Annotated in this window: 19 protein-coding genes; 14 read left to right on the forward strand and 5 right to left on the reverse strand. The window is 73.3% G+C overall.

From position 1 onward, the window contains the following. Positions 1–7: 7 nt before the first annotated feature. From AC0665_RS21405 to fxsT, 3 genes are read left to right on the forward strand one after another with little or no spacing between them, the layout of a single operon-like run. Positions 8–1,558, forward strand: coding sequence for a VMAP-C domain-containing protein (locus AC0665_RS21405; protein ID WP_478604219.1), 1,551 nt, complete (start codon positions 8–10; stop codon positions 1,556–1,558). After that, positions 1,555–2,652, forward strand: coding sequence for an AAA family ATPase (locus tag AC0665_RS21410; RefSeq protein ID WP_478604216.1), 1,098 nt, complete (start codon positions 1,555–1,557; stop codon positions 2,650–2,652). The genes AC0665_RS21405 and AC0665_RS21410 overlap by 4 nt, the downstream gene beginning before the upstream one ends. Continuing rightward, a complete protein-coding gene (gene fxsT / locus AC0665_RS21415) occupies positions 2,653–7,203 on the forward strand; it encodes an FxSxx-COOH system tetratricopeptide repeat protein (RefSeq protein WP_478604213.1) in 4,551 nt (1,516 codons plus the stop codon). It begins immediately after the preceding gene. Positions 7,204–7,248: 45 nt separating this feature from the next. Here fxsT and AC0665_RS21420 read toward each other — a convergent pair whose 3' ends face one another. Further along, positions 7,249–8,577, reverse strand: a complete 1,329-nt coding sequence (locus AC0665_RS21420; protein WP_478604210.1) for a cation:proton antiporter — start codon at positions 8,575–8,577, stop codon at positions 7,249–7,251. Positions 8,578–8,797: 220 nt separating this feature from the next. Here AC0665_RS21420 and AC0665_RS21425 point away from each other — a divergent pair, with 220 nt between their 5' ends. From AC0665_RS21425 to AC0665_RS21455, 7 genes are all read left to right on the forward strand, one after another. Beyond that, positions 8,798–9,895 carry a hypothetical protein gene (locus AC0665_RS21425; protein ID WP_478705585.1) on the forward strand — a complete coding sequence of 366 codons (1,098 nt, stop codon included), beginning with the start codon at positions 8,798–8,800 and terminating at the stop codon, positions 9,893–9,895. Then, positions 9,892–10,998: an effector-associated domain 2-containing protein gene (locus AC0665_RS21430; protein WP_478705586.1), complete on the forward strand. Its 1,107-nt coding sequence runs from the start codon at positions 9,892–9,894 to the stop codon at positions 10,996–10,998. Before AC0665_RS21425 ends, AC0665_RS21430 begins: the two co-directional genes overlap by 4 nt. 104 nt (positions 10,999–11,102) lie before the next feature. Beyond that, entirely contained in the window at positions 11,103–11,330 is a 228-nt protein-coding gene (locus tag AC0665_RS21435) for a hypothetical protein (protein WP_468402768.1), read from the forward strand. Between the two features lie 85 nt (positions 11,331–11,415). Further along, entirely contained in the window at positions 11,416–13,116 is a 1,701-nt protein-coding gene (locus AC0665_RS21440; RefSeq protein WP_478705587.1) for an HEXXH motif domain-containing protein, read from the forward strand. A gap of 97 nt (positions 13,117–13,213) precedes the next feature. After that, positions 13,214–14,437: an arginine deiminase gene (locus AC0665_RS21445; RefSeq protein ID WP_478604198.1), complete on the forward strand. Its 1,224-nt coding sequence runs from the start codon at positions 13,214–13,216 to the stop codon at positions 14,435–14,437. A 110-nt stretch (positions 14,438–14,547) separates the two neighbouring features. Then, positions 14,548–15,555, forward strand: a complete 1,008-nt coding sequence (gene argF / locus AC0665_RS21450; RefSeq protein WP_478604196.1) for an ornithine carbamoyltransferase — start codon at positions 14,548–14,550, stop codon at positions 15,553–15,555. 104 nt (positions 15,556–15,659) lie between these two features. Beyond that, a complete protein-coding gene (locus AC0665_RS21455) occupies positions 15,660–17,096 on the forward strand; it encodes an amino acid permease (RefSeq protein ID WP_478604193.1) in 1,437 nt (478 codons plus the stop codon). Here AC0665_RS21455 and AC0665_RS21460 read toward each other — a convergent pair. Further along, positions 17,053–17,508, reverse strand: a complete 456-nt coding sequence (locus AC0665_RS21460; RefSeq protein ID WP_478604190.1) for an ATP-binding protein — start codon at positions 17,506–17,508, stop codon at positions 17,053–17,055. The genes AC0665_RS21455 and AC0665_RS21460 overlap by 44 nt on opposite strands. A 320-nt stretch (positions 17,509–17,828) precedes the next feature. On the opposite strand from AC0665_RS21460, the gene AC0665_RS21465 reads away from it, so the two are divergent. The 4 genes from AC0665_RS21465 to AC0665_RS21480 all read left to right on the forward strand — a co-directional run bounded on the left by AC0665_RS21465 (position 17,829) and on the right by AC0665_RS21480 (position 23,308). Next, positions 17,829–18,656: an enoyl-CoA hydratase family protein gene (locus AC0665_RS21465; protein WP_468402778.1), complete on the forward strand. Its 828-nt coding sequence runs from the start codon at positions 17,829–17,831 to the stop codon at positions 18,654–18,656. Further along, positions 18,641–21,016 (forward strand): bifunctional salicylyl-CoA 5-hydroxylase/oxidoreductase, encoded by a 2,376-nt coding sequence (locus tag AC0665_RS21470; protein WP_478705588.1) that lies wholly within the window; start codon positions 18,641–18,643, stop codon positions 21,014–21,016. Before AC0665_RS21465 ends, AC0665_RS21470 begins: the two co-directional genes overlap by 16 nt. A gap of 10 nt (positions 21,017–21,026) precedes the next feature. After that, positions 21,027–21,977 (forward strand): RNA polymerase sigma factor SigJ, encoded by a 951-nt coding sequence (sigJ, locus tag AC0665_RS21475; RefSeq protein ID WP_478604183.1) that lies wholly within the window; start codon positions 21,027–21,029, stop codon positions 21,975–21,977. Positions 21,978–22,090: 113 nt separating this feature from the next. Further along, complete coding sequence (locus tag AC0665_RS21480) at positions 22,091–23,308, forward strand: NAD(P)/FAD-dependent oxidoreductase (RefSeq protein ID WP_478705589.1); 1,218 nt, start codon at positions 22,091–22,093, stop codon at positions 23,306–23,308. A gap of 21 nt (positions 23,309–23,329) precedes the next feature. On the opposite strand, the gene AC0665_RS21485 is transcribed toward AC0665_RS21480, so the two are convergent. From AC0665_RS21485 to modA, 3 genes are read right to left on the reverse strand one after another with little or no spacing between them, the layout of a single operon-like run. After that, on the reverse strand, positions 23,330–24,403 hold the full coding sequence (locus AC0665_RS21485) for an ABC transporter ATP-binding protein (RefSeq protein WP_478705590.1): 1,074 nt from the start codon (positions 24,401–24,403) through the stop codon (positions 23,330–23,332). After that, on the reverse strand, positions 24,400–25,251 hold the full coding sequence (gene modB / locus AC0665_RS21490) for a molybdate ABC transporter permease subunit (protein ID WP_468402788.1): 852 nt from the start codon (positions 25,249–25,251) through the stop codon (positions 24,400–24,402). The genes AC0665_RS21485 and modB overlap by 4 nt, the downstream gene beginning before the upstream one ends. Further along, entirely contained in the window at positions 25,248–26,063 is an 816-nt protein-coding gene (gene modA, locus AC0665_RS21495) for a molybdate ABC transporter substrate-binding protein (RefSeq protein WP_478705591.1), read from the reverse strand. Before modA ends, modB begins: the two co-directional genes overlap by 4 nt. Positions 26,064–26,122 lie beyond the last annotated feature (59 nt).

The raw sequence follows: 26,122 nt of genomic DNA on the forward strand, positions 1-26,122 counted from the left end.
AAAGTCGGTGGAGACACAGGCGGGGTTCGGCGAGCCCGATGGCGGATCCGGGCGTGCGGACGGCTTACGGCTGCTGCTGGGGCTGACCAACGCCCTGTGCGGCCTCGGCTGCATGGAGGACGCCCAGGGGCGACTGCACTTCGGTGTCGTCCTCGGAGACCTGCTGGGACGTCAGATCGACCTGCGCGGCGTCAAGTTGCGCGAGGACGTGGTGCTGCTGGTGCGCGCCGCGCTGAACATGCCGGGCGGCGAGCGCGTACTGGTCGAGGTGGTGCGGATCCTCGAGGGCGACCCGGCGGGCGACGAGCTCGACCAGCTGCTCGCCCAGTGGCTCGCCCCCGCCCCGCCCCCCGCCCTGCACGGCCCCCTCACCCGAGACGACGAGACCGGCGCCCGCGCCCTCCTCGCCCAGGGCGACCTGCCCGCGGCCCGGCTGCGCGACGCCCTCGTCGAGGAACTCAACGGGCTCGACCTGCCCGCCGGACTCACCCCGGAGCAGCTCCTCGCCCACGTCCTGGACTTCAACGTCCAGCCGGACGGGCTGCCCCCGGCCGTCCTCCTGGTCGATCACGCCGCCCGGCTCGCCGCAGGCCCCGCGCATCGCGCCGCCCTGGCCGGCTGGGCCGAGGACTGGGCCCGGCGCGCCGGTCTGACCGGGGCGATGGAGGAACGGCGTCGGGCGCGTGCCGCGGTGACGAGCGATCCGGACATCCCGCGCTGCCTGGTCGTCGCCGTGGAGCCGACCCGGGACGGCACCGGTGAGATCGTCGTCCGCCCCTGGCTCAACACCGTCCCCGGTCACTGGAACCCCCAGCCCGGCGAACCCGCCACGACCACGCTCGACGAACTCGGCACGGCCGTCCAGCGCGCCTTACGGCAGGGCGCCCGCCTCTGGTCGGCGCCCCGCGACGCCGATCCCCGTGGACGCCGGCAGCCGCCGCCGTACATCGAGTTCGTCCTCCCGTACGACCTCCTCAACCACGATGTGGCGGGTCTGACCTTCCGGATCGGCGACGGCCAGCCGCTCCCGCTCAGTCTGAAGTACGGGGTGCATCTGCGCAGTCTGGAGCGGATGCGCACGGACGACGCCCTGGTGCGGGACCAGTGGCGGGAACGCTGGCGAATCCTGCGCGAGGACGGCGTCCTGGTGCACGGGTGGCGCGAACCGGACGGCCGCCGGCTCGGCGCGTGGCAATCCGGCCTCGCCGGGGAACCACGGCATACGGCGGTGGTGCTCGACGCCCCGACCGACGTTCTGGCCCTGGAGGCCCTCAAGGCCGCCATAGCGGAAGGGATAGGGATCGCCGTCTGGGACCGCAGAGGTGTCTTCCGTGAAGAACGCCGCGAGGTGGTGACCGCCCTGTTCGCCGCGGCGCCCACCCCGGCGAGAATCCCGGTCGCCGTGCACCTGCTGCGCCGGAACGCCGAGAGCGAGGGCCGGGGGCCCGGAGAGCTCCTCGGTAGACACATCGGGTTTTTCTGGGACGATCCGACGCGTCCCGTCGACTTCCAGCCCACCGACCCAGGCGATCTCGCCAGCGAGGAGGCACCGGCATGAGCGCGCAGGAGCAGACGGCCCCGAACGGCTGGCGGATCTTCCACGGCACGGGCAGTGCCCCCGCCGAACCACCGGCCCTGCCCGCGCCGCCGCCCTGGCGCCGGTTCGGCGGCGGACCGCCCCGGCCCGTGCCGCCGGCCGACCCGCAGGCCGCGCTGCGCCGCATGGGCCCGGGCGACGTCACCCCGCAGCTGGGCGAGGAAGAGATCGACATCGTCAACGCGGCCCTGCTGCTGCGCCGGCCGCTGCTGATCACCGGCCCGCCCGGCGTCGGCAAGTCCACCCTCGCCTACCTCATCTCCCGTGAGCTGGGCCTGGGCCGGGTCCTGGAGTGGAACATCGTCAGCCGCACCACCCTGCGCGACGGCCTCTACGCCCACGACGCCATGGGCCGGGCCCAGGCCATCGCCGCCTGGCGGGCCGGGCTGCGGCACGCGACGGCCTGGGAGCCGGACCCGGACGACGCCGGTGCCGACGCGGGCGTCAACACGGCGCTTTCTCAAAAACCTCGTCAACTTCCCCCGCGTTTGGGGGACTTCATCACGCTGGGTCCCCTGGGGACCGCGCTGCTGCCCTACGATCGTCCCCGGGTGCTTCTCGTCGACGAGCTCGACAAGAGCGACATCGACCTGCCGAACGACTTGCTGCACGTCCTGGAGAACGGAAGCTATGACGTCCCCGAGCTGGTGCGCGACGCCGCGGACACCGCGAGCGTCCACACCAGTGACCCCGGAGGCCGGGCCGAGGTGGGCGACGGGCGGGTCGAGTGCCGGGAGTTCCCGGTCGTGGTGATCACCAGCAACGGGGAACGCGAATTCCCCGCGGCCTTCCGCCGGCGGTGTCTGCCGCTGGAGATGCGCACCCCCACCCGGGAGCAGCTGCTGGCCATGGTCGAGGGGCACCTCGGAACGCGCCCCCCGGGCACGGAAAGCCTGGTCGACCTGTTCGTCCGGAGTGTCCGGTCCGGTGGCACCCACTCCCTGGACCAGCTACTCAGCGCTGTCCATATGACTACCACGGGTGGTTTCCAGGCGGACGGGGACGGGCGTAAGCTCGTGGAAATGCTCCTGCGCGACCTCGCGAAGGGCCGCTGAATGAAGGGTTATCCCAGGGAGCACGCATCCGGGCTCGGCGACGGATTTCCCGTTTCGGGGTCGTCGCCCCCGTCGGCGTTCCCCGAGTCCGCCGACCAGGCGGCAGAGCACGGAGCGACGGTACCGGACACCCCCGAGGCGCCCGCCCCGCGCTGGCAGGACATCGCCGACGCGGTCTGGCTCGCCGCGCACTGGAACCGCCACGGCGGCCCCGCCCCCTCCGCCCCGGGTCTCGTGCCGGACCGGGAGGCGGCGTCCCGCGCCCAGCCTCCCGTGCCCGAAGGGGACGCGGAGGACCCGGACCGGGCGGAGGCGCCGGACTCGCCCCGGGCCGCCGGGCGCGACCCCGCCGGTACGCCTCCCGACGCCGCACACCCGCCCGCCGCCCCGGCTGCTCCGGACGGTCCCGGAGAGCGCCCGTGGGCCGCCGGATGGGCCCCTCCCGCGGAACCGATGGGCGCGGCCCGCCTGTTACCGGACGCCGAGGGCCGCTTCACCCTGCGCCTCGGACGGCCCCTGCTGCCCGCCGAGGACCACTCCGGGCAGGCCCCGGGTCGCACCACCGCCCTGTACGCCCGTGCCCTGCACCGGCTGGCCCGGCGCGTTCCCACCCGCGAGGCGCTGGAACTCGACGAGGAGACCACCGCCGAACAGGGGGTCGTGGACGGCCTGTGGATGCCGTTCCTCAGGCCCGCCCGGACGGCCGCCTTCGACCTGGTCGTGCTCGTCGACGACGCCCCGACCCTGCGCATCTGGGACGAGTCCACCGCCCGCCTCACCCGGGCAGCCGAGCACAGCGGCGCCTTCCGGGCCGTCCGGACGGTCCGGGTGCAGCTGCCGCGCACCGGGACCGCCACCCTGCGCTGGACCACCGGGCGGGCCGCCGCCGACCCGGCCGAACTGCTCGACGGGCGCGGCGACCGCGTCTTCCTCGTCGTCACCGACGGTCTCGCCCACGGCTGGGCCGCGCCCGCCGCCGACGACCTGCTCGGCCGGCTCGCGCACGCCGGTCCCACCGCCCTGGTCCACCTCCTGCCCCCGCACCTGCGGCACCGCACCTCGCTCTACCCCCACCCGGCCGTTCTGGAAGCGGGCGGATTCGGTGTCGCCAACGACGGACTCGAGCACTGGGCGCCGCCCGGCGGACCCGACCCGCTGCGGCCGCTGCCCGACGCGGGTGACGGTTCCGTGCCCGTGCCGGTGCTCTCCCTGAAGCCCGGCTCGCTCTCCGCCTGGGCCGATCTCGTCACCGGGGAGCGCGGGGTGCGCCGCGCCCTGCCGGTCGTGCTGGCCGGCACCCTCACCAAGGGTTCGCCCGCGCCCGGGCTGCGTGCCCCGCGCTTCCCGCGCGCCGCCAAGGCCGCCGTGCGCCGCTTCTTCACCCTCGCCACCCCGGCCGCACGGCGACTGGCCACCCAACTCGCCGCCATTCCCTTCGAGTTCGACCTCGTGGAGCAGTTGCGGCGGCGCACCATGCCGGAGACCGGCCCTGACCACCTCGCCGAGATCCTGATGGGCGGGCTGATCGACTGGGACGGCGACGGCGAGGGGCGCCCCGAGTTCGCCGACGGGGTGCGCGAGGAACTGCTCGCCACCACCACCCGCAGCCAACTCGCGCACACCGTCAGCGTGGTGGGCGAACTGCCCGCCGCCGGCGCCCGGGGGGTCGCGCTGCGCGCCGCCCTGCGCGACCCGATGGGCGCGACGCTGCCCGACGCGGCCGAGCAGGGCTGGGTGCGCAGCGAGCTGGCCGTGATGCGCGCGCTCTCGGGACCGTACTCCGAGCGGGCCCGCCGCATCGAGCCCGGACCGGCCCGGGCCCGCGGACCCGGTGCCACCGAACGAGTGAGTCCGGGAATGTCCGAGCCTGCACTCTCTGAGGTGAACCGAGCGGATCATGGGGGATTGTCCGACGGATCGGGAAGTCTGCCACCGTCGAACACCCCCAACGAACCTGGAGAACCTCCCGTGCCACCCCTGGTATCCGACGTCACCTCACAAGAACCTCCGGAGGCTGAGCCCCCCATGCCGAGCACCATGACGACCTCGTCAGCGCCCGCCCTCCTGGTGAACGTTCCTCTGCGGAACACCTCGTTCGTCGGCCGGCAGGCGCTGCTGAGTGCCGTCGAGGAGCAGCTGGGGGCGCAGGACACCGCGGCGGTGCTGCCCAACGCCCTGCACGGACTCGGCGGCGTCGGCAAGTCACAGCTGGCACTGGAGTACGTCTACACCCACCAGCACGACTACCGGGTGATCTGCTGGATCCCCGCCGAGCGCGAGAGCCTCATCCTCGCCGCGCTGGCCCAGCTGGCGGCACAGCTGGGCGTCGCCCCCACCGGGCAGGACCTCGGAGCGCCCGCCGCCAACACCGCCGTGCCGGCCGTACTGGAGGCCCTGCGCAGCGGGTCGCCCTACGACAACTGGCTGCTGGTCTTCGACAACGCCGAAGACGTCGAGGCGGTGCGTCAGTTCTTCCCGACCAACGGCCCGGGCAAGGTCATCGTCACGTCCCGGAACCGCGCGTGGGAGAGGGTGGCCACCTCGTTGCCCGTCAACGTGTTCGAGCGAGAGGAATCGGTCGAACTGCTCCAGAAGCGGTCGCCCGACCTGTCCACCGAGGACGCCGACCGGCTCGCGGAGGCGCTGGGCGACCTGCCGCTGGCGGTCGAGCAGGCCGGAGCCTGGCGGGCGGTCACCGGCATGCAGGTCGACGAGTACCTGGACCTGCTGGCGCAGCGCAGCCCCGAGATCCTCGAACTCGACCCGGCCCCCGACTACCCGGTCTCCGTCGCGGCCGCCTGGGACATCTCGCTGGAGCGGATCAAGGAGAACAACCCGGGCGCGCGGCAGCTGCTCGACATCTGCGCCAGCATGGCGCCCGAGCCCATTCCCCGGTCGATGCTGCGCGGCAGCCGCGGCGTCAATGTGACGCCCGAGGTCGACCCCCTGCTGCGCGAGTCGATCAAACTGAACCGCGCCGTCCGCGACCTCAGCCAGTTCTCCCTGGTCAAGGTCGACCCACGCTCCGACACCCTCCAGATGCACCGTCTGCTCCAGACCGTGCTCCTGGCCAAACTGAGCACCGAGGAGCGGGAGCGGATGCGGGACGCCGCCCATCAGCTCCTGTCCGCCGCCAAGCCGGGCCCCTACGGCTCGTCGCTCGAATGGCGCGCGTACCAGGCGCTGTTGCCGCACGTGCTCACCTCCCAGGCCGTGACCAGCACCGACACCTATGTGCGGGAGCTGGTCTTCGACACCGTCTGGTTCCTCTACTACTGGGGCGACCACGTCGGCGCCGCCGACTTCGCCCGCCAGGCCTGGAGCGCCTGGATCGCGGCGTCGGGCGAGGAGGACGTCCACGTCCTGCGGATGATGAAGAGCCTCGGGTTCCTGCTGCGGCAGATCGGCCAGGTCCCCGAGTCCATTCCGCTCACCGAGAAGGCGCTGGAGATCTCCCGCAGGACGGACATCGACCCGGAGAACCTCATCGACTCGCTCTGCGAGATGGCCGACGCCCGCGGCTACCAGGGCCGGTTCGAGGAAGCCCGGGCCCTGACGCAGGAGGCCACCGAGCTGGCCCGGTCCCTGTTCGGACCGGACGACCCGATGACCCTGCGCGCCACCCACGCCTGGGGCGTGGCCCTGCGGCTGTGCGGCCGGTTCAAGGACGCGCTGCCGCTCGACCAGGAGAACGCCCAGCAGCGTGAACTGCTGTTCGGCCCGGCCAGTTTCTTCACCCTCAACACCCTCAACGCGCTCTCCATCGACATGCGCGAGAGCGGGGACTACCCCGGCGCCCGCGACTTCCAGGAGGACGCCTACCGCAGGGCGCGCAGCGAACTCGGCGAGGAGCATCCGCTGACCCTGCGCGTCGCCAGAAACCTCGCGGTGTGCCGGCGCCGTGACGGGGCGCACGCGGAGGCGGCCAAACTCGCGGAGGAGACGCTGCGGCGCTTCATCGCCCGCTACGGCCCGGACCACTTCGACGCCATGTCGTCGGCCACCAACGTCTCCGTCGACCAGCGGCTCGCCGGTGACCTCGAGGGCTCCCGCCAGCTGGCGGAGGTGACGCTGCGGCGCTTCGAGCAGCGCCTCGGCGCGAACCACGCGTACACCTTGCTGACCAAGGCCAACCTGGCCGCGACCCTGCGCGCGCAGGGGGCCTTGGAGCAGGCCCAGGAGCTGGAGGACGACGCCGCGAGCCGGCTGGCGGACGGGGTGGGTGCCCAGCACGTCACCACCCTGACGGTGGCCATCGGGCAGGCCAATACGGCCTATGCGCGCGTCGACTTCGAACGGGCGCACGAGATCGATCAATCCAATCTGGAGCTGCTCACCGAGATCGCCGGCGAGGAGCATCCGCTGACACTCGCCTGCATGGCCAACCTCGGACTCGACCTGCGGGGCCTGGGGCGCGGCGCGGAGGCCGACGAGCTCCAGCGCCGGGCGACGGACGGGTTCGCCCGGGTGGTGCGCGCCGATCACCCGTGGCTGCTCGCGGCCCGTCAGCGCCGTCGGATCGAGTGCGACATGGCGCCGATGCCGCTGTAGCGGGCGACCCCGGCCGGGGTGGCGCTCGGGCCACCCCGGGGCCGGTCAGCCCGCGTCCACCACCGGCGTGCTGGACGCGCCGTCGGCCGGGCGCGGGTCGTGCGCGGGGATCGCCTCCGGGCGCCCCGGGGCGCGGGTCGGCTCGTGGTCCGACAGGCGGCGGACCAGGTTCAGCAGGGGCTGGGTGAGCAGCGTCGTGGCCAGGGCCATGAAGACCAGCACGGTGTAGAGCGGCCTGCTCACCAGCCCTGCCTGGAAACCGGCGTTGAGCGCGATCAGCTCCGTCAGGCCGCGGGCGCTCAGCAGGACTCCCACGGTGCGCGCGTCGTCGCGGTCCAGTCCGCCCAGCCGGGCCGCCACCGCGCCGCTGCCGACCTTCGTGACCACCGCGAGCACCGTCACCACCAGCAGGGTGAGCCACCCGGTGGCGTTCATGTTGTTCAGCGTGACGGACTGCCCGGAGAAGACGAAGAAGTACGGCACCAGCAGCGAGCTGACGACGTGCAGGGGCCGCAGCAGATCCGGGTCGAGGGTGCCGTCGTCCTCGCGCGGGCAGACGATCCCGGCGAGCAGCGCACCGCAGATGGCGTGCAGCCCGAGGAACTGGGTGACGGATGCCGACGCGCAGGCGAAGCCGATGAGCAGCGCCAGCCGCAGGGACGGCTCCGTACGGGTGCGCCACAGCAGCCTGCGCAGCGCCGGGCGGGCCACCAGCAGCATCAGCACGGCGAACCCGGCCGCGATCAGCGCCCGCCCCCGCCAGTCCAGCGCGTGCTCCCCGCTGTCGCCGTCCAGCATCGTCCCGGCCAGCACCGTCCAGCCGATCACATCGAGCAGTCCGGCCGCGGACACCGCGAGGATCCCCGGCACCGTGTCGGCGAGGTCGTTCTCCCGCACGATGGCCGTCAGCACGGGTACGGCCGTTATGGACAGGGCGACCCCGGCGAACAGCACCATGCCGACCGTCAGCCCGGGCATGTCCAGCTCGCGCAACTGCTCCCGGAACAGCAGCGCACAGCCACTGCCCACCACCATCGGCACCACGAACGACGCCAGCGCCACCGTCACCACCGTGCGCGCCCGGTCGCCGAGGATCTTCAGGTCCAGCTCGTAGCCGACCGCGAAGAGGAAGACCACCAGGGCGAACTGCGCGAGCCCGGTCAGCGCGGTGCCGATCTCCCGGGGGAACAGCACGGTGTAGGCATCCGGTGCCGCACTGCCGAGCAGCGAGGGGCCGAGGGCGATGCCCGCCGCCAGCTGGCCGACGATGTAGGGCTGCCTCAGCCGCTGGGCCAGCCAGCCGGCGCCATGGCCGACCGCCAGAATCAGGGCGGAGGCGAACAGGAAATGCGTGACCACCGTTTCAGGGCTCACCGTGTCCCCCCGTGTCCAGTCGTCGAGGCCCGCACCGCGGCCGTGGACGCGTCGCCACACCTCTGATCGACCCCAACCTCCCTATGATAGAGGTAACTTGACGGCGTATCGGCAGTCGTACACAACACTGCACCGGTGTCACGGGGGGCACATGGCGACGGTCGTATTCATCCATGGGACAGGGGTGCGCGAACCAGGCTTCTCGAAGCTTGCGGGGCGCGTGGCGGCCGGACTGACCGCCCTGCGCGAGGGGCTTCGCATCGTGCCGTACTACTGGGGCGACACGCACGGCGCCACGCTCGCGGCGGGCGGCGCCAGTCTTCCCGCCGCGCCGGGCGGCACGTCCCGGGGCCCGGCCGGACCGGACCCCGAGGAGGAGACGGCCGCCTGCTGGGCCGCCCTCTACGCCGACCCGTACGCGGAGCTCACCCTCGCTGCGGCCGGCGCCACGCAGGGCGCGGAGCGGCCCCCCGGCACCCTGCCGCCGGACCAGGCGATACGCGCACGGCTGGCCGCACTCGCGGCGCAGGGCGACGAAGGGGCCGAGGAGTTGGGGCCCGGCCTCGGCCGCGCCGCCACCGACCTCGCCGCCCACCACCTGCTCGGGCCCGCCGCGCAGGCTCTCACCCCCGACGACCTCGCTCACCTCGCCGCCCGCAGCCTCACCGCCCGGGTCATCGCGGACGCCCTGGACGGCGACGCCCCCCTGGTGCCGGGCGGCGACAGCCGTGACGCCGTCGCCGAGCGGCTGGCCGTGGCACTCGGCGCGGCGCCCCGGGGCACGGAACGCGGGGTGCGCTCGCTGATGCTGCGGACGGCGGGCTCGATGGCATCGCGTGCCGTCCTGCGCCGCCGGCGCGCCCTCACCGAGGCCGCCCACCCGGCCGCCGCCGACATCCTGCGCTACCTCAGCCGAGGCGAGGCGGTCCGCACCGACCTGCGCGAGCTGGTCGCGGGCCTGGAACCGCCCGTCACCCTCGTCGGCCACAGTCTGGGCGGCATCATCGCCCTGGACACCCTGATCACCACCCCGCTGCCCCAGGTCCGGCTCCTGGTGACAGCGGGCTCCCAGGGCCCCTTCCTCTACGAGTCCGGATCCCTGCCCTCCCTCGAACACCCCGCGCCGCTCCCGCCGCACCTGCCCGACTGGCTGAACCTCTACGACCCGCGCGACCTGCTCTCCTACCTCGGCGCGGGTCTCTTCCCCGGCCGCGTCACGGACGTCCGGGTCGACAGCCGTCAGCCCTTCCCCGCCTCCCACAGCGCCTACTGGACCAACCCCGAGGTGTACCGGCACATCGTGGACCGGCTGCCGTGAACCCCGCCCGCGTGCACGCGCTGATCGTCGGCATCGAGCGCTACGACGCCGGACCCGGCTGGGACCTGCCCGGCCCGGCCCGCGACGCGGTCGCCTTCCACCGGCTGCTGCGGGAGGCCGGGGTGCCGCAGGAACAACTCCGGCTGCATCTGGCGCCCTTGGCGGCCCACGCCCCCGGGGTGGCCCACGAGCCCGCCGACCACGCCACCCTGCGCCGCGTCCTGGTCCGGGAACTGCCCCGGGAGCGGGGCGACGTCCTGTGGGTCTGGTGGGGCGGGCACGGGGTGCTCGACCGGGCCGGGCACCTGCGGCTGTTCTGCTCCGATGCCAGCACCGCCGACAAGCTGGGCATCGACCTCGACAGCGCGCTCGACCGGTACGCCGGGGACGCCGTACCGGCCTTCGGGGAGCAGCTGTGGATCGTGGACGCCTGCGAGACGTTCGAGGAAGACCTCGCCTTCCTGGAGCAACTGCCCCCGGACGCCCTGCCGGTGGGGCGGCGCAACCACGCCCATCGGCAGACCCTGTTGCAGGCCGCCGGGCGCGGGCGGGCCGCGGCCAACGACCCCGAGCGCGGGACGGGCCTGTTCTCCGAGATCCTGCTCGCGCTGCTGGCCGACCGGGCCGCCGTCCTGCCCGCACCGCCCGATCCGGAGGGACTGTTTCCGGCCGTACGGGCACGTATCGCGGCCCTCAGGGAAGCGGGACGTACTCTGCAGTATCCGGAGATTCGGCTGCGGAGCCCGGAGCGCACCGAGATCATGGCACCGGCGGAGCAGGGCGCCGAGGGCCGGCCGGCCTCACCGCTGCAGCGGGCGGTGAACGCGCTCCTCGCCTATCCGCTGATGCAGGACCCCACCGAACGCCAAGCGCTCGTCGGCTCGTTGGACCCGGGTGTCACGGGCACGCTCGCCCGCCACAGCAAGGCACGCACCGATGTCGTCAGCATCCTCAACGGAATGGCCCGGAGGCGGCCGGAGGCGCTGTGGGAGCTGTTCGACGCCGTGGTCGCGCTGGACGAGGCACCCGATCTCCAGGCCGAACTGGGCGCGGCACTGACCGAGTTCGCGGCCTCGACGCGACGCCCGGGTGATCGGAAATGATCGGGTGGCGTGATCGTACGGTTTTCGACCCGGGCCGGAATGGCCATGATGGAAAAGGACGGGCACGGGGCATCGCGTGCCACCGTGCGAGAAGGGGGAGCATCTTGGACCAGCAGCCCGCTCTGTGCCACGCCGAAGTCGCCGTCCGCGAGCCGGCCGCGGCTGCTGCTACCGCCGTCTGGGAGTCGGATCTCGCCGATCTGACGGAGCTGCCCCTGACCGCGGTGGACGGTCTCGCCCCTCTGCGGCCCTCCGCCCGTCTGCTCGGCGAGGTCCTGCGGGCCCGCGGCAGCATCAGAGGGGGCAGCGAGGGGAGCGCCCGGGCCGAATAGGTCTGCAGCCCCCCGGCAGGCGGCCCGCCCGTGGCCTCGACGCTGTGCCGGGGCCCACGCCCGCACCCGCGACCGGAGGTCCCGCATGCCCAGCGAGCCGCGCCACCCCCCGTTCCGCATGCCCGAGCGGATCCTGGCGGAACTGGCGGCGGGGGGCGGCTCCGCGGAGGCCGTCGCCTTCCTCGAACGCGCGGAGCGGGCCAGGCGGCTGCTGCTCCTGCGGACCCTGCTGGACCGGCTCAGCGCCCTGAGCACCCCGCTGAGCTCCGCCGCCGAGGCCTGGGGTGTCCTCAAGGAGGCCGCCGCGGCGGCGCCCGGACCGGTCGACCGGCTGCTGCTCGCACCGGCGACCGGGGGATGGATCGCCCATCTCCTGCGCCGGCTGCACGGCACCGCGTCAGGACCACCGCTGTGGGCCGAGGCCGGGCATCTGTGCGCCCTGGCCGTCGCGGCCTCCCTGCGCGCCGGCACCCGGGCGGAGCTCCGGGTGCCCCTCACCGACGGCGCGCTGCCGGTGCCCGGGCTGGGACTGGCCCGGCTCCCCGGGGCGAAGGAGGGGCTGACGACCGGCCGGGCCCGGACGAACGGGGGCGAGCTGACGCTGTCCGGCCCGGGCCGTGACGGCACCCCCCTGTCGTCGACGGTCCGCCCGGCGACGCGGCCGCTGCCCGCACCGGCGGCCGACACCCCCGCCTGGCTGCCCCTGCGCACCCTCACCCACCGCACGCCCGGCGGCCCGGTCGGCATCCCCCTCGAAGACCTCGACCCCTACCGCGACCTGGACGATCCCCTCCCGCCGGCCCGGCTCGACCCCGACGAGGCCGCGTCCTGGCAGCGGCTGTTCGAGGAGGCCGCGGCCCTCCTCGCCACACCGGGCGGCGACGGACCCGGCCGGTTCGACCCCCGTGACATCCGGGCCGTGGTGCCCTGGGGACGCACCGCCTCGCTGCCGCCCGCCCCGCCCACCGTGTCGGTGTCGGCCACCAGCGGCGACTCCTTCGGGGCCATGGTGATCGCCCGCCCGTCCTGCGGTACGGCGCTCGCCGAGACCCTGGTCCACGAGTTCCAGCACAGCAAGCTGGCCGCCCTCCTGCACCTCTTCCCGTTGCTCGACGACGACCGGGAGGAGCGCTACTACGCCCCCTGGCGACCGGATCCGCGCCACCTCACCGGTCTGCTGCACGGCGCCTACGCGTTCACCGGTGTCGCCGGGTTCTGGCGGGACCGGCTGGCCGTGGCCGGCGACGCCCGGGCGGCCGACACGGCCGGGTACCACTTCGCGCTGCGCCGCCTGCAGAGCAGGCTCGTGGTGCGCACGCTGCTGACGGAGGGCCGTCTCACCCCGCAGGGCCGGGTCCTGGTGACGGGACTGGCCCGCACGCTCGACGGCTGGCTGCGCGAGCCGGTCCCGTACGCCGCCCTCACCCGGGCGCGCACCGCCGCCGTGCTCCACCGCACCGAATGGCGCCTGCGCAACGTCGTGCCCGCCCGGGCCGCCGGGCCCGCGGACCTCCGCTTCCGCCCGGGCCGCACCTCCTGGCCGGACCTGCGCACCCATGCCTTCGCCACCCGTCCGGCCGCCCCCCGCACCGCCGACGAGCACCTCGCCGCCGGGGACGCGTCCACCGCGCTCGCCCGGTACACCGACCTCCTGGCCGACGCCCCGGCCGAACCGCACGCGCTCGCGGGCTGGATCGTGGCCCGGACGATCCTCGAACCGACAAGGGCCGCCCGCCGGACGCTGGCCCGGCCGGAGGAGCTGCTGGAGCCGTCGCCCCGGGTGTGACCCCGCCCTGCGCGTCCGTCGTCGGCGTGACAAACCGGCGTTCACGGAAACCGCCGAGAAGCGCGTCAACCCCGGCCCCGGCGGTCAGGATGAAGGCATGGCATACCACGTCCACTCCGAGGCCGGGCGGCTGCGCCGCGTCATCCTGCACCGGCCCGACCTCGAGCTCAAAAGGCTCACCCCGAGCAACAAGACCTCACTCCTCTTCGACGACGTGCTGTGGGTGCGCAGGGCCCGCGCCGAGCACGACGGGTTCGCCGACGTGCTGCGCGACCGGGGCGTCGCCGTCCACCTCTTCGGCGACCTGCTGGCCGAGACGCTCGAGGTTCCGGCGGCCAGATCCCTCGTCCTGGAGCGGGTCTTCGACGAGAAGGAGTACGGCCCGCTGGCCACCGACCCGCTCAGAGCGGCCTTCGAGAACCTGCCCCCGCGGGAGCTGGCCGAGGTCCTGATCGGCGGCATGACCAAACGCGAGTTCCTCGACGTGCACCCGGAGCCGACCTCGGTCCGCTTCCACGTCATGGAACTGGACGACTTCCTGCTGGGCCCGCTGCCCAACCACCTCTTCACCCGGGACACCTCCGCCTGGATCTACGACGGCGTCTCCATCAACGCCATGCGCTGGCCCGCCCGGCAGCGCGAGACCGTGCACTTCGAGGCGATCTACCGGCACCACCCGCTGTTCCGGGAGGAAGCGTTCCACGTGTGGTCGGAGGGGCAGGCCGACTATCCGTCCACCATCGAGGGCGGCGACGTGCTGGTCATCGGCAACGGGGCGGTGCTCATCGGCATGAGCGAGCGCACCACCCCGCAGGCCGTCGAGATGCTCGCGCACAAGCTGTTCGCCGCCGGGTCCGCCGAGACGATCGTGGCCCTCGACATGCCCAAGCGGCGTGCCTTCATGCATCTCGACACCGTGATGACGATGGTCGACGGTGACACCTTCACCCAGTACGCGGGCCTCGGCATGCTCCGCTCGTACACCATCGAGCCGGGCGTCGGCGAGAAGGAACTGAAGGTCACCGACCACCCGCCGGAGCACATGCACCGCGCGATCGCCGCCGCGCTGGGCCTCAACGAGATCCGCGTGCTGACCGCCACCCAGGACGTGCACGCGGCCGAGCGCGAGCAGTGGGACGACGGCTGCAACGTGCTGGCCGTCGAACCCGGGGTCGTGGTCGCCTACGAGCGGAACGCCACCACCAACACGCACCTGCGCAAGCAGGGCATCGAGGTGATAGAGATCCCCGGCAGCGAACTGGGCCGGGGCAGGGGCGGACCGCGGTGCATGAGCTGCCCGGTGGAGCGGGACCCCGTGTAGGGGCCGGGGAGGAGGCGGGGAAGGGGTCCGCGGCCACCGTTCCGTATAGGCATGCTGAAGTTCGTATAGTATTCCAGACGTCTGTGTCCCCGCACTCCTGGAGCGCCCCCATGGCGACTGTCCCGACCGCCCTCGCCGGCCGCCACCTCCTCAAGGAGCTGGACCTCACCGCGGAGGAGTTCCGCGCTCTGGTCGAGCTGGCCGCCGAGCTGAAGGCCGCCAAGAAGGCCGGGGCCGAGACCCAGTACCTGCGGGGCCGGAACATCGCGCTGATCTTCGAGAAGACGTCCACCCGCACCCGCTGCGCGTTCGAGGTCGCGGCCGCCGACCAGGGCGCCTCGACCACCTACCTCGACCCCTCCGGCTCCCAGATCGGGCACAAGGAGTCGGTCAAGGACACCGCGCGGGTGCTGGGCCGGATGTTCGACGCGATCGAGTACCGGGGGGACAGCCAGCAGAAGGTGGAGGAGATGGCGGCGCACGCCGGCGTCCCCGTCTACAACGGGCTCACCGACGACTGGCACCCCACCCAGATGCTCGCCGACGTGCTGACCATGACCGAGCACTGCGCCAAGCCCCTGAACGAGGTCGCTTTCGCCTACCTGGGCGACGCCCGCTTCAACATGGGCAACTCCTACCTGGTCACCGGCGCCCTGCTCGGCATGGACGTCCGGCTGGTCGCGCCGAAGGAGTACTGGCCGGCCGAGGAGGTCGTCGAGCGGGCCCGGGCCCTCGCCGAGAGCAGCGGCGCCCGCGTCACGCTCACCGAGACCGTGGAGGAGGGCGTCCGGGGCGCCGACTTCGTCGCCACGGACGTCTGGGTGTCCATGGGCGAGCCGAAGGAGGTCTGGGCCGAGCGCATCACCGCCCTCGCCCCCTACGCCGTGACCACGGACGTGCTGCGCGCCACCGGCAACCCGGACGTGAGGTTCCTGCACTGCCTGCCCGCCTTCCACGACCTCGGCACCAAGGTCGGCCGGGAGATCCACGCCGCGCACGGCCTGGAGTACCTGGAGGTCTCCGACGAGGTCTTCGAGTCGGCCCACTCGGTCGTCTTCGACGAGGCGGAGAACCGGATGCACACCATCAAGGCGGTCTTGGTGGCGACCCTCGCCTGAACAGGCCTTATGCTGACCGGCGGCCCGGAACCACCCCTTCTTCGCGGCCGCCGCGCGACGAACCCGTCGCACTCCCCGCACCACCAGAAACGAGCACCACCCGCATGCCCGCTCCCCGGATCAAGTCCCCCGCCCTTCTCGTGGCGGAATCGGGCGCCGACCGTGAAGGCCACGGCCTGAAGCGCACGATGGGCCTTTTCCAGCTCATCTGCTTCGGCGTCGGCGCCATCGTCGGCACCGGCATCTTCGTCGGCCTGTCCGACTCGGTCGCCCAGGCCGGCCCGGCCGTCGTCGTCTCCTTCCTCCTCGCCGCGATCACCTGCGTCTTCACCGCGTTCGCCTTCGCCGAGCTGGGCGGCGCGATCCCGGTCTCCGGCTCCTCGTACTCCTTCGCCTACGCCGGTCTCGGCGAGGGCACGGCCTTCCTCGTCGGCTGGTGCCTGCTGCTGGAGTACGGCGTGTCCGTGTCCGCGGTGGCGGTCGGCTGGAGCCAGTACGTCAACGAGCTCCTCGACAGCGTCATCGGAGTGCACCTGCCCGCGGCCCTGTCGGCCGGTCCGGGCGACGGCGGGGTGGTGAACCTCCCGGCCGTGATCGTCATCGCCCTGGCCGCCGTCCTGCTGGTCCGCGGGGTGCGCGAGAGCGCCCGGGCCACGGCCGCGATGGCCGTGCTGAAGCTCGCCGTCCTGGTCGCCTTCCTGGCGATCGGCTTCACCGCCTTCGAGGACGGCAACCTCACGCCGTTCTCGCCGACCGGCCTCGCCGGCATCGGCGCGGGCACCACCGCCGCGTTCTTCTCGTACATCGGCTTCGACGCGATCACCACCGCCGGTGAGGAGGCGAAGAACCCCCGCCGGGACATCCCGGTCGCGATCCTCGTCTGCATCGGCCTGGTCACGCTGCTCTACTGCGCGGTCGCGCTCGCCGCGATCGGTGCCATCGGCGGCGACGCGGTCGGCGGCCGTCCGGCGGCCCTCTCCTACGTCGTCGACCGGGTCACCGGCTCCGGCGTAGGCGGCGCGGTGATCGCCTTCGGCGCGGTCGTCGCCATTGCCTCGGTCGTGCTCGCCGTGATGTACGGCCAGACCCGGATCCTGATGTCCATGTCCCGCGACGGACTCGTCCCGCGCGTCTTCGAGAAGGTGTCGCCGAGGACGTCCACGCCGGTCGCCGGCACGCTGATCGTGGCGGTCGTCTTCGCGATCCCCGCGGCCTTCGCCCCGCTGGACGCGGTGGTCAACCTGTGCACCATCGGCACCCTCGCCACCATGGCCGTCGTCAACATCGCGGTCATCGCCCTGCGCCGCCGCGAGCCCGGCCTCGCCCGCAGCTTCCGGGTGCCGCTGTACCCCGTCACCCCGCTGCTCGGCGTCGGTTTCTGCCTGTACCTGATGTACGAGACGGGCGCGACGACCTGGATCCAGTTCGCGGGCTTCCTGGCGGTCGGGGTCGCCCTGTACCTGCTCTACGGGCGGCGCAACTCGCGGCTCGCCCGGGTCACGCCGACGGACGCCGCTGAGCCGGTACCGCAGACAGTCTGAACCAGACGGCCTTGCCGGACTCGGTCGGGCGGTGCCCGCAGGAGGAGCTCAGGGCGCGGATCAGCAGCAGCCCGCGCCCGTGCTCCTGCCAGGGGTCGGGCGGGCCGCCGGCCGGACGCGTGAGGTCGCCGGGCGGGGCCGGGTCGGTGTCGTGCACCTCGACCTGGCAGCCCGACGGCATCAGCTCCACGACCAGCTCTATCGGCGTCTCGCCCGTGGTGTGCTCCACGGCGTTGGCCACCAGCTCCGCGGTGAGCAGCTCCGCGGTGTCGCAGTCCGCCGTGTGCTCCAGCTCGGCCAGCGCCGTACGGACCAGGGCGCGTGCCGCGGGCACCGCCGCTGTGGTGTGCGGCAGCGCGATGCGCCAGGAGGCGGGGGCTGAGGGGAGTTCGTACACGGCGGGTCCGTTCATGGAGCAGGACGTCCTGCTTTCAACCTTGTGAATGGTACGGCGCCGCTCTCCGCGCGCGTTCGAGGGGCACCGCCGGAGGCGCCTTTGCCTCCTTGCCGACGGCTTACCCAGGTGAACGCGGCGCCGCGCACAGCTGCTCCCGCCGTTACGCCGGTGTGGACGATCTGTGACGGATGTGACCGGCGCGGGTCACATCCGGCTCCACACCGGATTCCTACCCGGACGGTCTATCGCGCACTCATGACGACAGTCACGGATGAGTGATAGCTTCGTGGGGTAGAGCTCAGTGAGGCAGTGCCCGCCCGAGGAGGCCGCACGTCATGAGTCCCTTCACCGGCTCCGCCGCCCGCACCCCCGGCTGGGAGCATCTGCGTCTGGACGTCGCCGACGGCGTCGCGACCGTCACCCTGGCCCGCCCCGAGAAGCTCAACGCGCTCACCTTCGGCGCCTACGCCGACCTGCGCGACCTGCTCGCCGAGCTGTCCCGGGAGCGGTCCGTGCGGGCCCTGGTGCTGACCGGGGAGGGCCGTGGCTTCTGCTCGGGCGGTGACGTCGACGAGATCATCGGCGCCACCCTCGGCATGGACACCGCCCGGCTCCTGGACTTCAACCGGATGACCGGCCAGGTGGTCCGCGCGATCCGGGAGTGCCCGTTCCCCGTGATCGCGTCGCTGCACGGGGTGGCCGCGGGCGCCGGAGCGGTCCTCGCCCTGGCCGCGGACTTCCGCGTCGCCGACCCCACCGCCCGTTTCGCCTTCCTCTTCACCCGCGTCGGGCTCTCCGGCGGCGACATGGGCGCGGCCTACCTCCTGCCCCGCGTGGTCGGCCTCGGCCACGCCACCCGCCTGCTGATGCTGGGCGACCCGGTCCGCGCCGCCGAGGCCGAGCGCATCGGCCTGATCAGCGAACTGACGGAGGAGGGCCGGGCGGACGAGACCTCCCGGCGACTGGCCCACCGCCTGGCCCAGGGGCCGGCCCTCGCGTACGCCCAGACCAAGGCCCTGCTCACCTCCGAACTGGACATGCCCCTGGCGGCCTCGATCGAACTCGACGCCTCGACGCAGGCGTTGTTGATGAACGGCGAGGACTACGCCGAGTTCCATGCGGCGTTCACGGAGAAGCGCCCCCCGAAATGGAGCGGACGATAGTGGGCGTCCCTGAAGGGGCGCGGGGAACCGCGCGACAAGCCACAACGCACCCGCAGCCGCACCACGACACCAGCCACCCCCTCCGCGTGGCGATCATCGGCGGCGGCCCCGGCGGCCTCTACGCCGCCGCCCTCCTCAAACGCCTCGATCCGCAACGGCATATCACCGTCTGGGAACGCAACGCCCCCGACGACACCTTCGGCTTCGGCGTCGTCCTCTCCGACGAGACCCTCGGCGGCATCGAACACGCCGACCCGCAGGTCTACGAGGCCCTCCAGCAGCACTTCACCCGCTGGGACGACATCGACATCGTCCACCGCGGGGTGCACCACACCTCAGGCGGCCACGGATTCGCCGCCCTGGGCCGCAAGCGACTGCTCGACATCCTCCACACCCGCTGCCGTGACCTGGGCGTCGACCTCCGCTTCCGCACCGAGGCCCCGCGGGACCTGCCGCACACCCACGACCTGGTCATCGCGGCGGACGGTGTCCACAGCACCACCCGCGAGCGGCACGCGGACGTCTTCCGCCCCCATGTGACGACCCACCGCTGCCGCTACATCTGGCTCGCCGCGGACTTCCCCTTCGACTCCTTCCGCTTCGAGATCGCCGAGACCGAACACGGCGTGATGCAGCTCCACGGCTACCCCTACGCGCCCGACGCCTCCACGGTGATCGTCGAGATGCGCGAAGAGGTCTGGCGCGCGGCCGGCTTCGACGAACTCGACGAGGCGGAGTCGATCGAGCGCTGCGCCAAGGTCTTCGCCGAGGCGCTCCACGGCCGCCCCCTGAGGTCGAACAACTCCACCTGGACGACGTTCCGCACGGTCGTCAACGACCGCTGGTCCCACGGCAACGTCGTCCTCCTCGGGGACGCCGCCCACACCGCCCACTTCTCCATCGGCTCCGGCACCAAGCTCGCCGTCGAGGACGCGCTCGCCCTGGCCGCCTGCCTGGAGGAGCGGGGCTCGCTGCCCGAGGCCCTGACCGCCTACGAGGCGGAGCGGCGCCCCGTCGTCGCCTCCACGCAGCGCGCGGCCCGGGCCAGCCTGGAGTGGTTCGAGAACCTCGCCCTGTACCTGGACCAGCCGCCCCGCCAGTTCGCCTTCAACCTGCTCACCCGCAGCCGCCGCGTCACCCACGACAACCTGCGGCTGCGCGACGCCCGCTTCACCGAGAGCGTGGAGCGCGAGTTCGGCTGCCCGCCCGGCACGCCCCCGATGTTCACACCGCTGCGGCTGCGCGGCCTGACCCTGCGCAACCGCGTCGTCGTCTCGCCCATGGACATGTACTCGGCCGTCGACGGCGTGCCCGGCGACTTCCACCTCGTCCACCTGGGCGCGCGGGCGCTGGGCGGGGCCGCCCTGGTGATGACCGAGATGGTGTGCGTCAGCGCGGAGGGCCGGATCACGCCGGGCTGCGCCGGCCTCTACACCGGACGTCAGGCCGAGGCCTGGAAACGCGTCACCGGCTTCGTGCACGCCCAGGCCCCCGGCACGGCGATCGGCGTGCAGCTCGGCCACAGCGGCCGCAAGGGCTCCACCAAGGTGATGTGGGAGGGCATGGACGAGCCGCTGGAGGAGGGCAACTGGCCGCTCGTGGCCCCCTCGGCGCTGCCGTACAAGGAGTCCGGCCAGACACCCCGCGAGCTGTCCCGCGCCCAGCTCACCGACATCCGCGAACAGTTCACGGCGGCGGCCGTCCGCGCCGCCCGGGCCGGCTTCGACCTGCTGGAACTGCACTGCGCGCACGGCTATCTGCTGTCCGGGTTCCTCTCCCCGCTGACCAACCGGCGCACCGACGCCTACGGCGGCTCCCTGGACAAGCGGCTGCGCTTCCCGCTGGAGGTCTTCGACGCCGTACGGAACGTGTGGCCGGGGGAGCGGCCCATGACCGTGCGCATCTCCGCCACCGACTGGGCCGAGGGCGGCACGAGCGCCGAGGACGCCGTCGAGATCGCCCGGGCCTTCGCCGCGCACGGCGCCGACGCGATCGACGTGTCGACGGGGCAGGTCGTGGCGGACGAGCGGCCGGAGTTCGGACGGTCCTACCAGACGCCGTTCGCGGACCGGATCCGCCACACCACCGGCCTCCCGGTGATCGCGGTCGGGGCGATCTCCTCCTGGGACGACGTCAACTCCCTGATCCTGGCGGGCCGCGCCGACCTCTGCGCGCTCGCCCGCCCCCACCTCTACGACCCCCACTGGACCCTGCACGCGGCGGCCGAGCAGGGCTACGCGGGCCCGGGCGTGTCCTGGCCGGCCCCGTACCGCGCGGGCAGCCGGCGCCCCCGGACCGGCCGCCTGGACGCCCCCAAACCGCGCCTGAGCCTGGGAGGCGCCGACGCCCGGGAGCGTTAGGATCCCTGGCATGGCCCTGACCATGAACGACGTGGACCGGTTCGAAGCCTTCAGGCCGCGCCTGGAGGCGGTGGCCTATCGCCTGCTCGGGTCGGCGAGCGAGGCCGAGGACGCCGTGCAGGAGACGTTCCTGCGCTGGCAGGGCGCCGACCCCGACCGCATCGAGGTCCCCGAGGCGTGGCTGACTAAGGTCCTCACCAACCTGTGTCTGAACCAGCTCACCTCGGCGCGTGCGCGGCGCGAGACCTATGTGGGCCAGTGGCTGCCCGAGCCGCTGCTCGCCGGGGATCCGATGCTCGGGCCCGCCGACACCGCCGAGCAGCGGGAATCGGTGTCGTACGCGGTGCTCGTCCTGCTGGAGCGGCTCGCCCCGAAGGAGCGGGCGGTGTACGTGCTGCGGGAGGCCTTCGACTATCCGCACCGGGAGATCGCCGACATCCTCGACATCACCGAGGTCGCCAGCCAGCAGATCCTGCACCGTGCGAAGAAGCACGTGGCGGAGGGCAGGGCCCGCACCCGCACCGAGATCGACGACGCCACCGCGCGCCGGATCATCGACGAGTTCCTCGCGGCCGCCGCGAGCGGGCAGACCGAACCCCTGGTGCGGCTGCTCACCCAGGACGCCGTCGCGATCGGCGACGGCGGCGGCAAGGTCCCGGCCCGCGCCAGGGCGTTCGAGGGCGCGCTCGCGGTCGCCAAGTTCATGCGCGGCCTGTTCAAGCCCTCCAAGGCCAAGCGTGACCTGGTCGGCGGCTCTCCCACGGCGTACGCGTCGACCGCCAACGGCGACCCGGCCGTCGTGGTGGTCGTCGACGGCCGGGTCATCGGCGTCATGTGCCTGGAGGTCGGCGCCGACGGCATCGCCGCGTTCCGCAACCAGGTCAACCCCGACAAGCTCGACCGCGCGACCCGGCTGTGGGCCGCCGACGACCACGGCGAACCCCTGCTCAGGATCTTCTGACCCGGCCTCCGGCGATGTGACGTGGATCACATCACGCTCCTGTCAGGAAACGGCGGGCCGCCCGGTTCAAGGGGTGAATCGCTGGAAACAGCCGTCATGACAGGAGCTACGCCATGCAGCACCGCATCGTCGTCCTCGGAGCCGGCTACACGGGAGCCACCGCCGCCGGGCGCCTCGCCAAGCGGCTGCACCTGCACCGCGAGGACGTCGCCATCACCCTCGTCAACGCAGAGCCCGACTTCGTCGAGCGCGTCCGGATGCACCAGCTCGCCGCCGGCCAGGACCTCGCGCCCCGGCCCTTCGACGAGATGTTCGAGGGCACCGGCGTCACGCTGAAGCAGGGCAAGGTCACCGCCGTCGACGTGGACCGCAAGGCCGTCACCGTCGCCGCCCTCGCGGACGGCACCGGGGAGTCCCGGGACGAGGAACTGGCGTACGACACCCTCGTGTACGCCCTCGGCAGCGGCTGGAACGACCAGGGCGTGCCGGGGACCGCCGAGTACGCCCACGAGGTCGCCGGCCGCGCCGGAGCGCTCCGGCTGCGCGAGCGTCTGGCCGGCCTGGCCGCGGGAGAGTCCGTGGTCGTGGTCGGTGGCGGCCTCACCGGCCTGGAGGCCGTGACCGAGATCGCCGAGACCCGCCCGGACCTCGACGTCGCCCTCGCCGCCCGCGGCGGCCTCGGCGACTGGCTCTCGGCCAAGGGCAGCGGGCACCTGCGGAAGGTCCTCGACCGGCTCGGCATCACCGTCCACGAGCACACCGCCGTCACCGCCGTCGAGGCCGACCGCGTCACCACCGCCGACGGCACGAGCATCCCGGCCGCGGTCACCGTGTGGACCACGGGCTTCGCCGTCCACCCGATCGCCCGGGCCACCACCCTGGAGGTCTCCGGAACCGGCCAGATCGTGGTCGACCGGACCATGCGCTCGGTGTCGCACCCGGACGTGTACGCCGTCGGCGACGCGGCGCTGGCGATGGGCCCCGGCGACAAGCCCCTGCGGATGTCGTGCGCCTCGGGCGTCTTCACCGCCTGGCAGGCCGTCGACGCCATCGCGGCCCGTCTGACCGGCGGGAAGGTCCCGACCGTGCCGGTGCGCTACTTCAACCAGTGCATCTCGCTGGGCCGCAAGGACGGCCTGATCCAGTTCGTCACCGCCGACGACCGTGCCGTCCGGTGGGCCCTCACCGGCCGGCTCGCCGCCTTCTACAAGGAGCTCGTCTGCAAGAGCGCGGCCTGGATGGTCGCCCACCCGATGGTCATGGGGATCCGGCGCCGCGTCGTGCGGGAGACCGCCGTCGCCGAGGCCTCGCCCGTCAGGACGGCGGCCTGAAGCGTGGGGACGCCGGCCGCCTCAGACCGGGTAGGCGTGGGTCTGCGCCGCCTTCACGGTGGCCCAGACCTCCGCGCCGGGGTGGAGGTCGAGCTCGGCCGCGGCGACCGTCGTGAGGTCGGCGGCGAGGGGGAGCTCGCCGGTGAGGTCGGCGCGGATCTGGTCGCCGTGGGTCTCCAGCCCGGCCACCTCGCAGCGCCAGAGGTTGCGGGCGCTGGAACCGGTGGGCCGGGCGCGGTGGAGGGTGACCGCGCCGGGCGGGAACGCCACGAAGACCGGGCCGGACAGCACCTCCGTGGTGGTGACGGACGGGCCGTCGGCCAGGCGCACGGTGTGGCCGTCGGCCTCGCCCCGGTAGAGGTTCAGGCCGACCAGCTGCGCGATGTAGTCGGTGCGGGGATGGCGGGCGATACCGGCCGGGGTGCCCTCCTGGACGACCCGGCCGTGCTCCACGACCACCAGCCGGTCGGCCAGCACCATGGCGTCGAGCGGGTCGTGGGTGACCAGCACGGCCACCGCCTCGAAGTCGGCCAGATGGCGCCGGAGCCGGGCGCGGACCTCCAGACGGGTGCGGGCGTCCAGGGCCGCCAGCGGCTCGTCCAGCAGCAGCAGCCGGGGGCGGGTCGCCAGAGCGCGGGCGAGGGCGACGCGCTGGGCCTGGCCGCCGGAGAGCCGGCGTGGTCGGACACCGCTGTGCGCCGCGAGGCCGAGGCGGTCGAGCCACTCGGCGGCCCGCGCACGCGCCTCGGCCTTGCTCGCGCCCTGGCAGCGGGGCCCGAAGGCGACGTTGTCGAGGGCCGTGAGGTGGGGGAAGAGCAGGTAGTCCTGGAAGACGACACCGACGGGACGGGCCTCCGGCGGTGTGCGGCCCAGGTCGGCGCCGTCCAGCCGCAGATGACCGCCGGACAGCGGGGTCAGTCCGGCGAGGGCGCGCAGCGCGGTGGTCTTGCCGGCGCCGTTCGGCCCGAGCAGGGCGACGACCTCGCCGGGCCGGACGCTCAGCGCCACGTCGAGGCGGAAGCCCCCGCGGTCCACGACGAGACGGGCGTCGAGCCCGCCCGCGGAGGGTTCGGTGGCGGGGTGGGCGGGGGTCATCCGGCACGCATCCAGCGGTCGCGCAACCCGGCCAGGACCGCGATCGACACCGCCAGCAGCACCAGGCTGAGGGCGATCGCGGCCTCCGGGTCGCTCTGCAGGGCCAGGTAGACGGCCAGGGGCATGGTCTGGGTACGGCCGGGGAAGTTGCCCGCGAAGGTGATCGTCGCGCCGAACTCGCCCAGCGCCCGCGCCCAGGCCAGGACGGCGCCCGCCGCGATGCCGGGCGCGATCAGCGGCAGCGTGACCCGGCGGAACGCGGTGAAGCGGGACGCGCCCAGGGTGGCGGCCGCCTCCTCGTAGCGGGGATCGGCGGCCCGCAGCGTGCCCTCCACACTGATCACGAGGAACGGCATCGCCACGAACGCCTCCGCGATCACCACCCCCGCCGTGCTGAAGGGCAGCGTGATCCCGAACCACGAGTCCAGCCACCGCCCGACGATGCCGTTGCGGCCCAGCGCCATCAGCAGCGCCACACCGCCGACGACCGGAGGCAGGACCAGGGGCAGGGTCACGAGGGCGCGTACGAGGCCGCGGCCGGGGAAGTCGACGCGGGCCAGCAGCCAGGCCAGCGGTACGCCGATGACCAGGCTCACCGCGGTGGCCGCCGTGGCGCACAGCAGGGACAGCCTGAGGGCCTGCCACACGTCCGGGCCGGTCAGCAGCCGGGGCAGACTCTCCCACGGGGTCCGCACCAGCAGGGCGATCAGCGGCACCAGCAGGAAGGCCAGGCCCAGCAGGGCGGGAAGCAGCAGCGGCAGCGGGACGCCCGTCCGGACCCGCCGGCCCCGCGGACCGCCCCGGCTGGTCACGGCCTCGGCGCGGGGCTCGCCGGTCGGAGGTGTCACGGCTGGAGGAACCCGGCCGCGCTCAGGACCCTTTGGCCCTCGGCGGACCGCACCATCGCGATGAACGCCCTGGCGGCCTCGGCGTTCCTCGCGCCCTTGAGCAGGGCGATCGGGTAGTCGTTGACGGCGTCGGCGGATTCGGGGAACCGCACGCCCTCCACCTTGTCACCCGCCGCGCGCACATCCGTCCTGTAGACGACGGCGGCGTCGGCCTCCTTCAGCTCGACCTTGGTCAGCGCGGCCTTCACGTCCTGCTCGTAGGAGACCGGGGTGAGCTCGAGCCCGCTCGCGTCGAGGGCCTTCCGCGCGGCGGCACCGCAGGGCACCCGCTTGTCGCAGAGCACGACCTTCAGGCCCGGCTCGGTGAGATCCCCGAGCGAGGAGATCCCGGCGGGGTTGCCGGGCAGGGTGGCGATCTCCAGCTCGTTGCGGACGAACGTGGCGGGCGGGCCCGAGGTGTCCCCGGCGGCCGTGACGATCTTCATCGTGCCGGGGCTGGCCGAGGCGAAGACATCGGCCGGAGCGCCGCCGGTGATGCTCGCGGCGAGGGAGTCGCTGCCTCCGAAGCTGAAGGTGACCTTCGTGCCGGGGTGCTCCTTCTCGAACCGCTCGCCCAGCGTCGTGAAGCTCTCCTTCAGCGAGGCCGCGGCGAACACGGTCACCTCGCCGGACGGCTTGCCCGACCCGGAGGAGCCGGCCCGCGCCGGGGAATCCGAGCCGGAGGACGAACAGGCGCCGAGGGCCAGCAGGGCGGCGGCTCCCCCCGCTGCCACCCGGAGCGGGCGGCGGGTCCGACGCACGGTACGGGTCATCACGGGCTGCTCCCTCTGCTCGGTACGCCGATGATAATGCCGCAGATGCGAGGAGAAAG

The sequence above is a fragment of the Streptomyces sp. NPDC043685 genome (genome assembly GCF_056436585.1).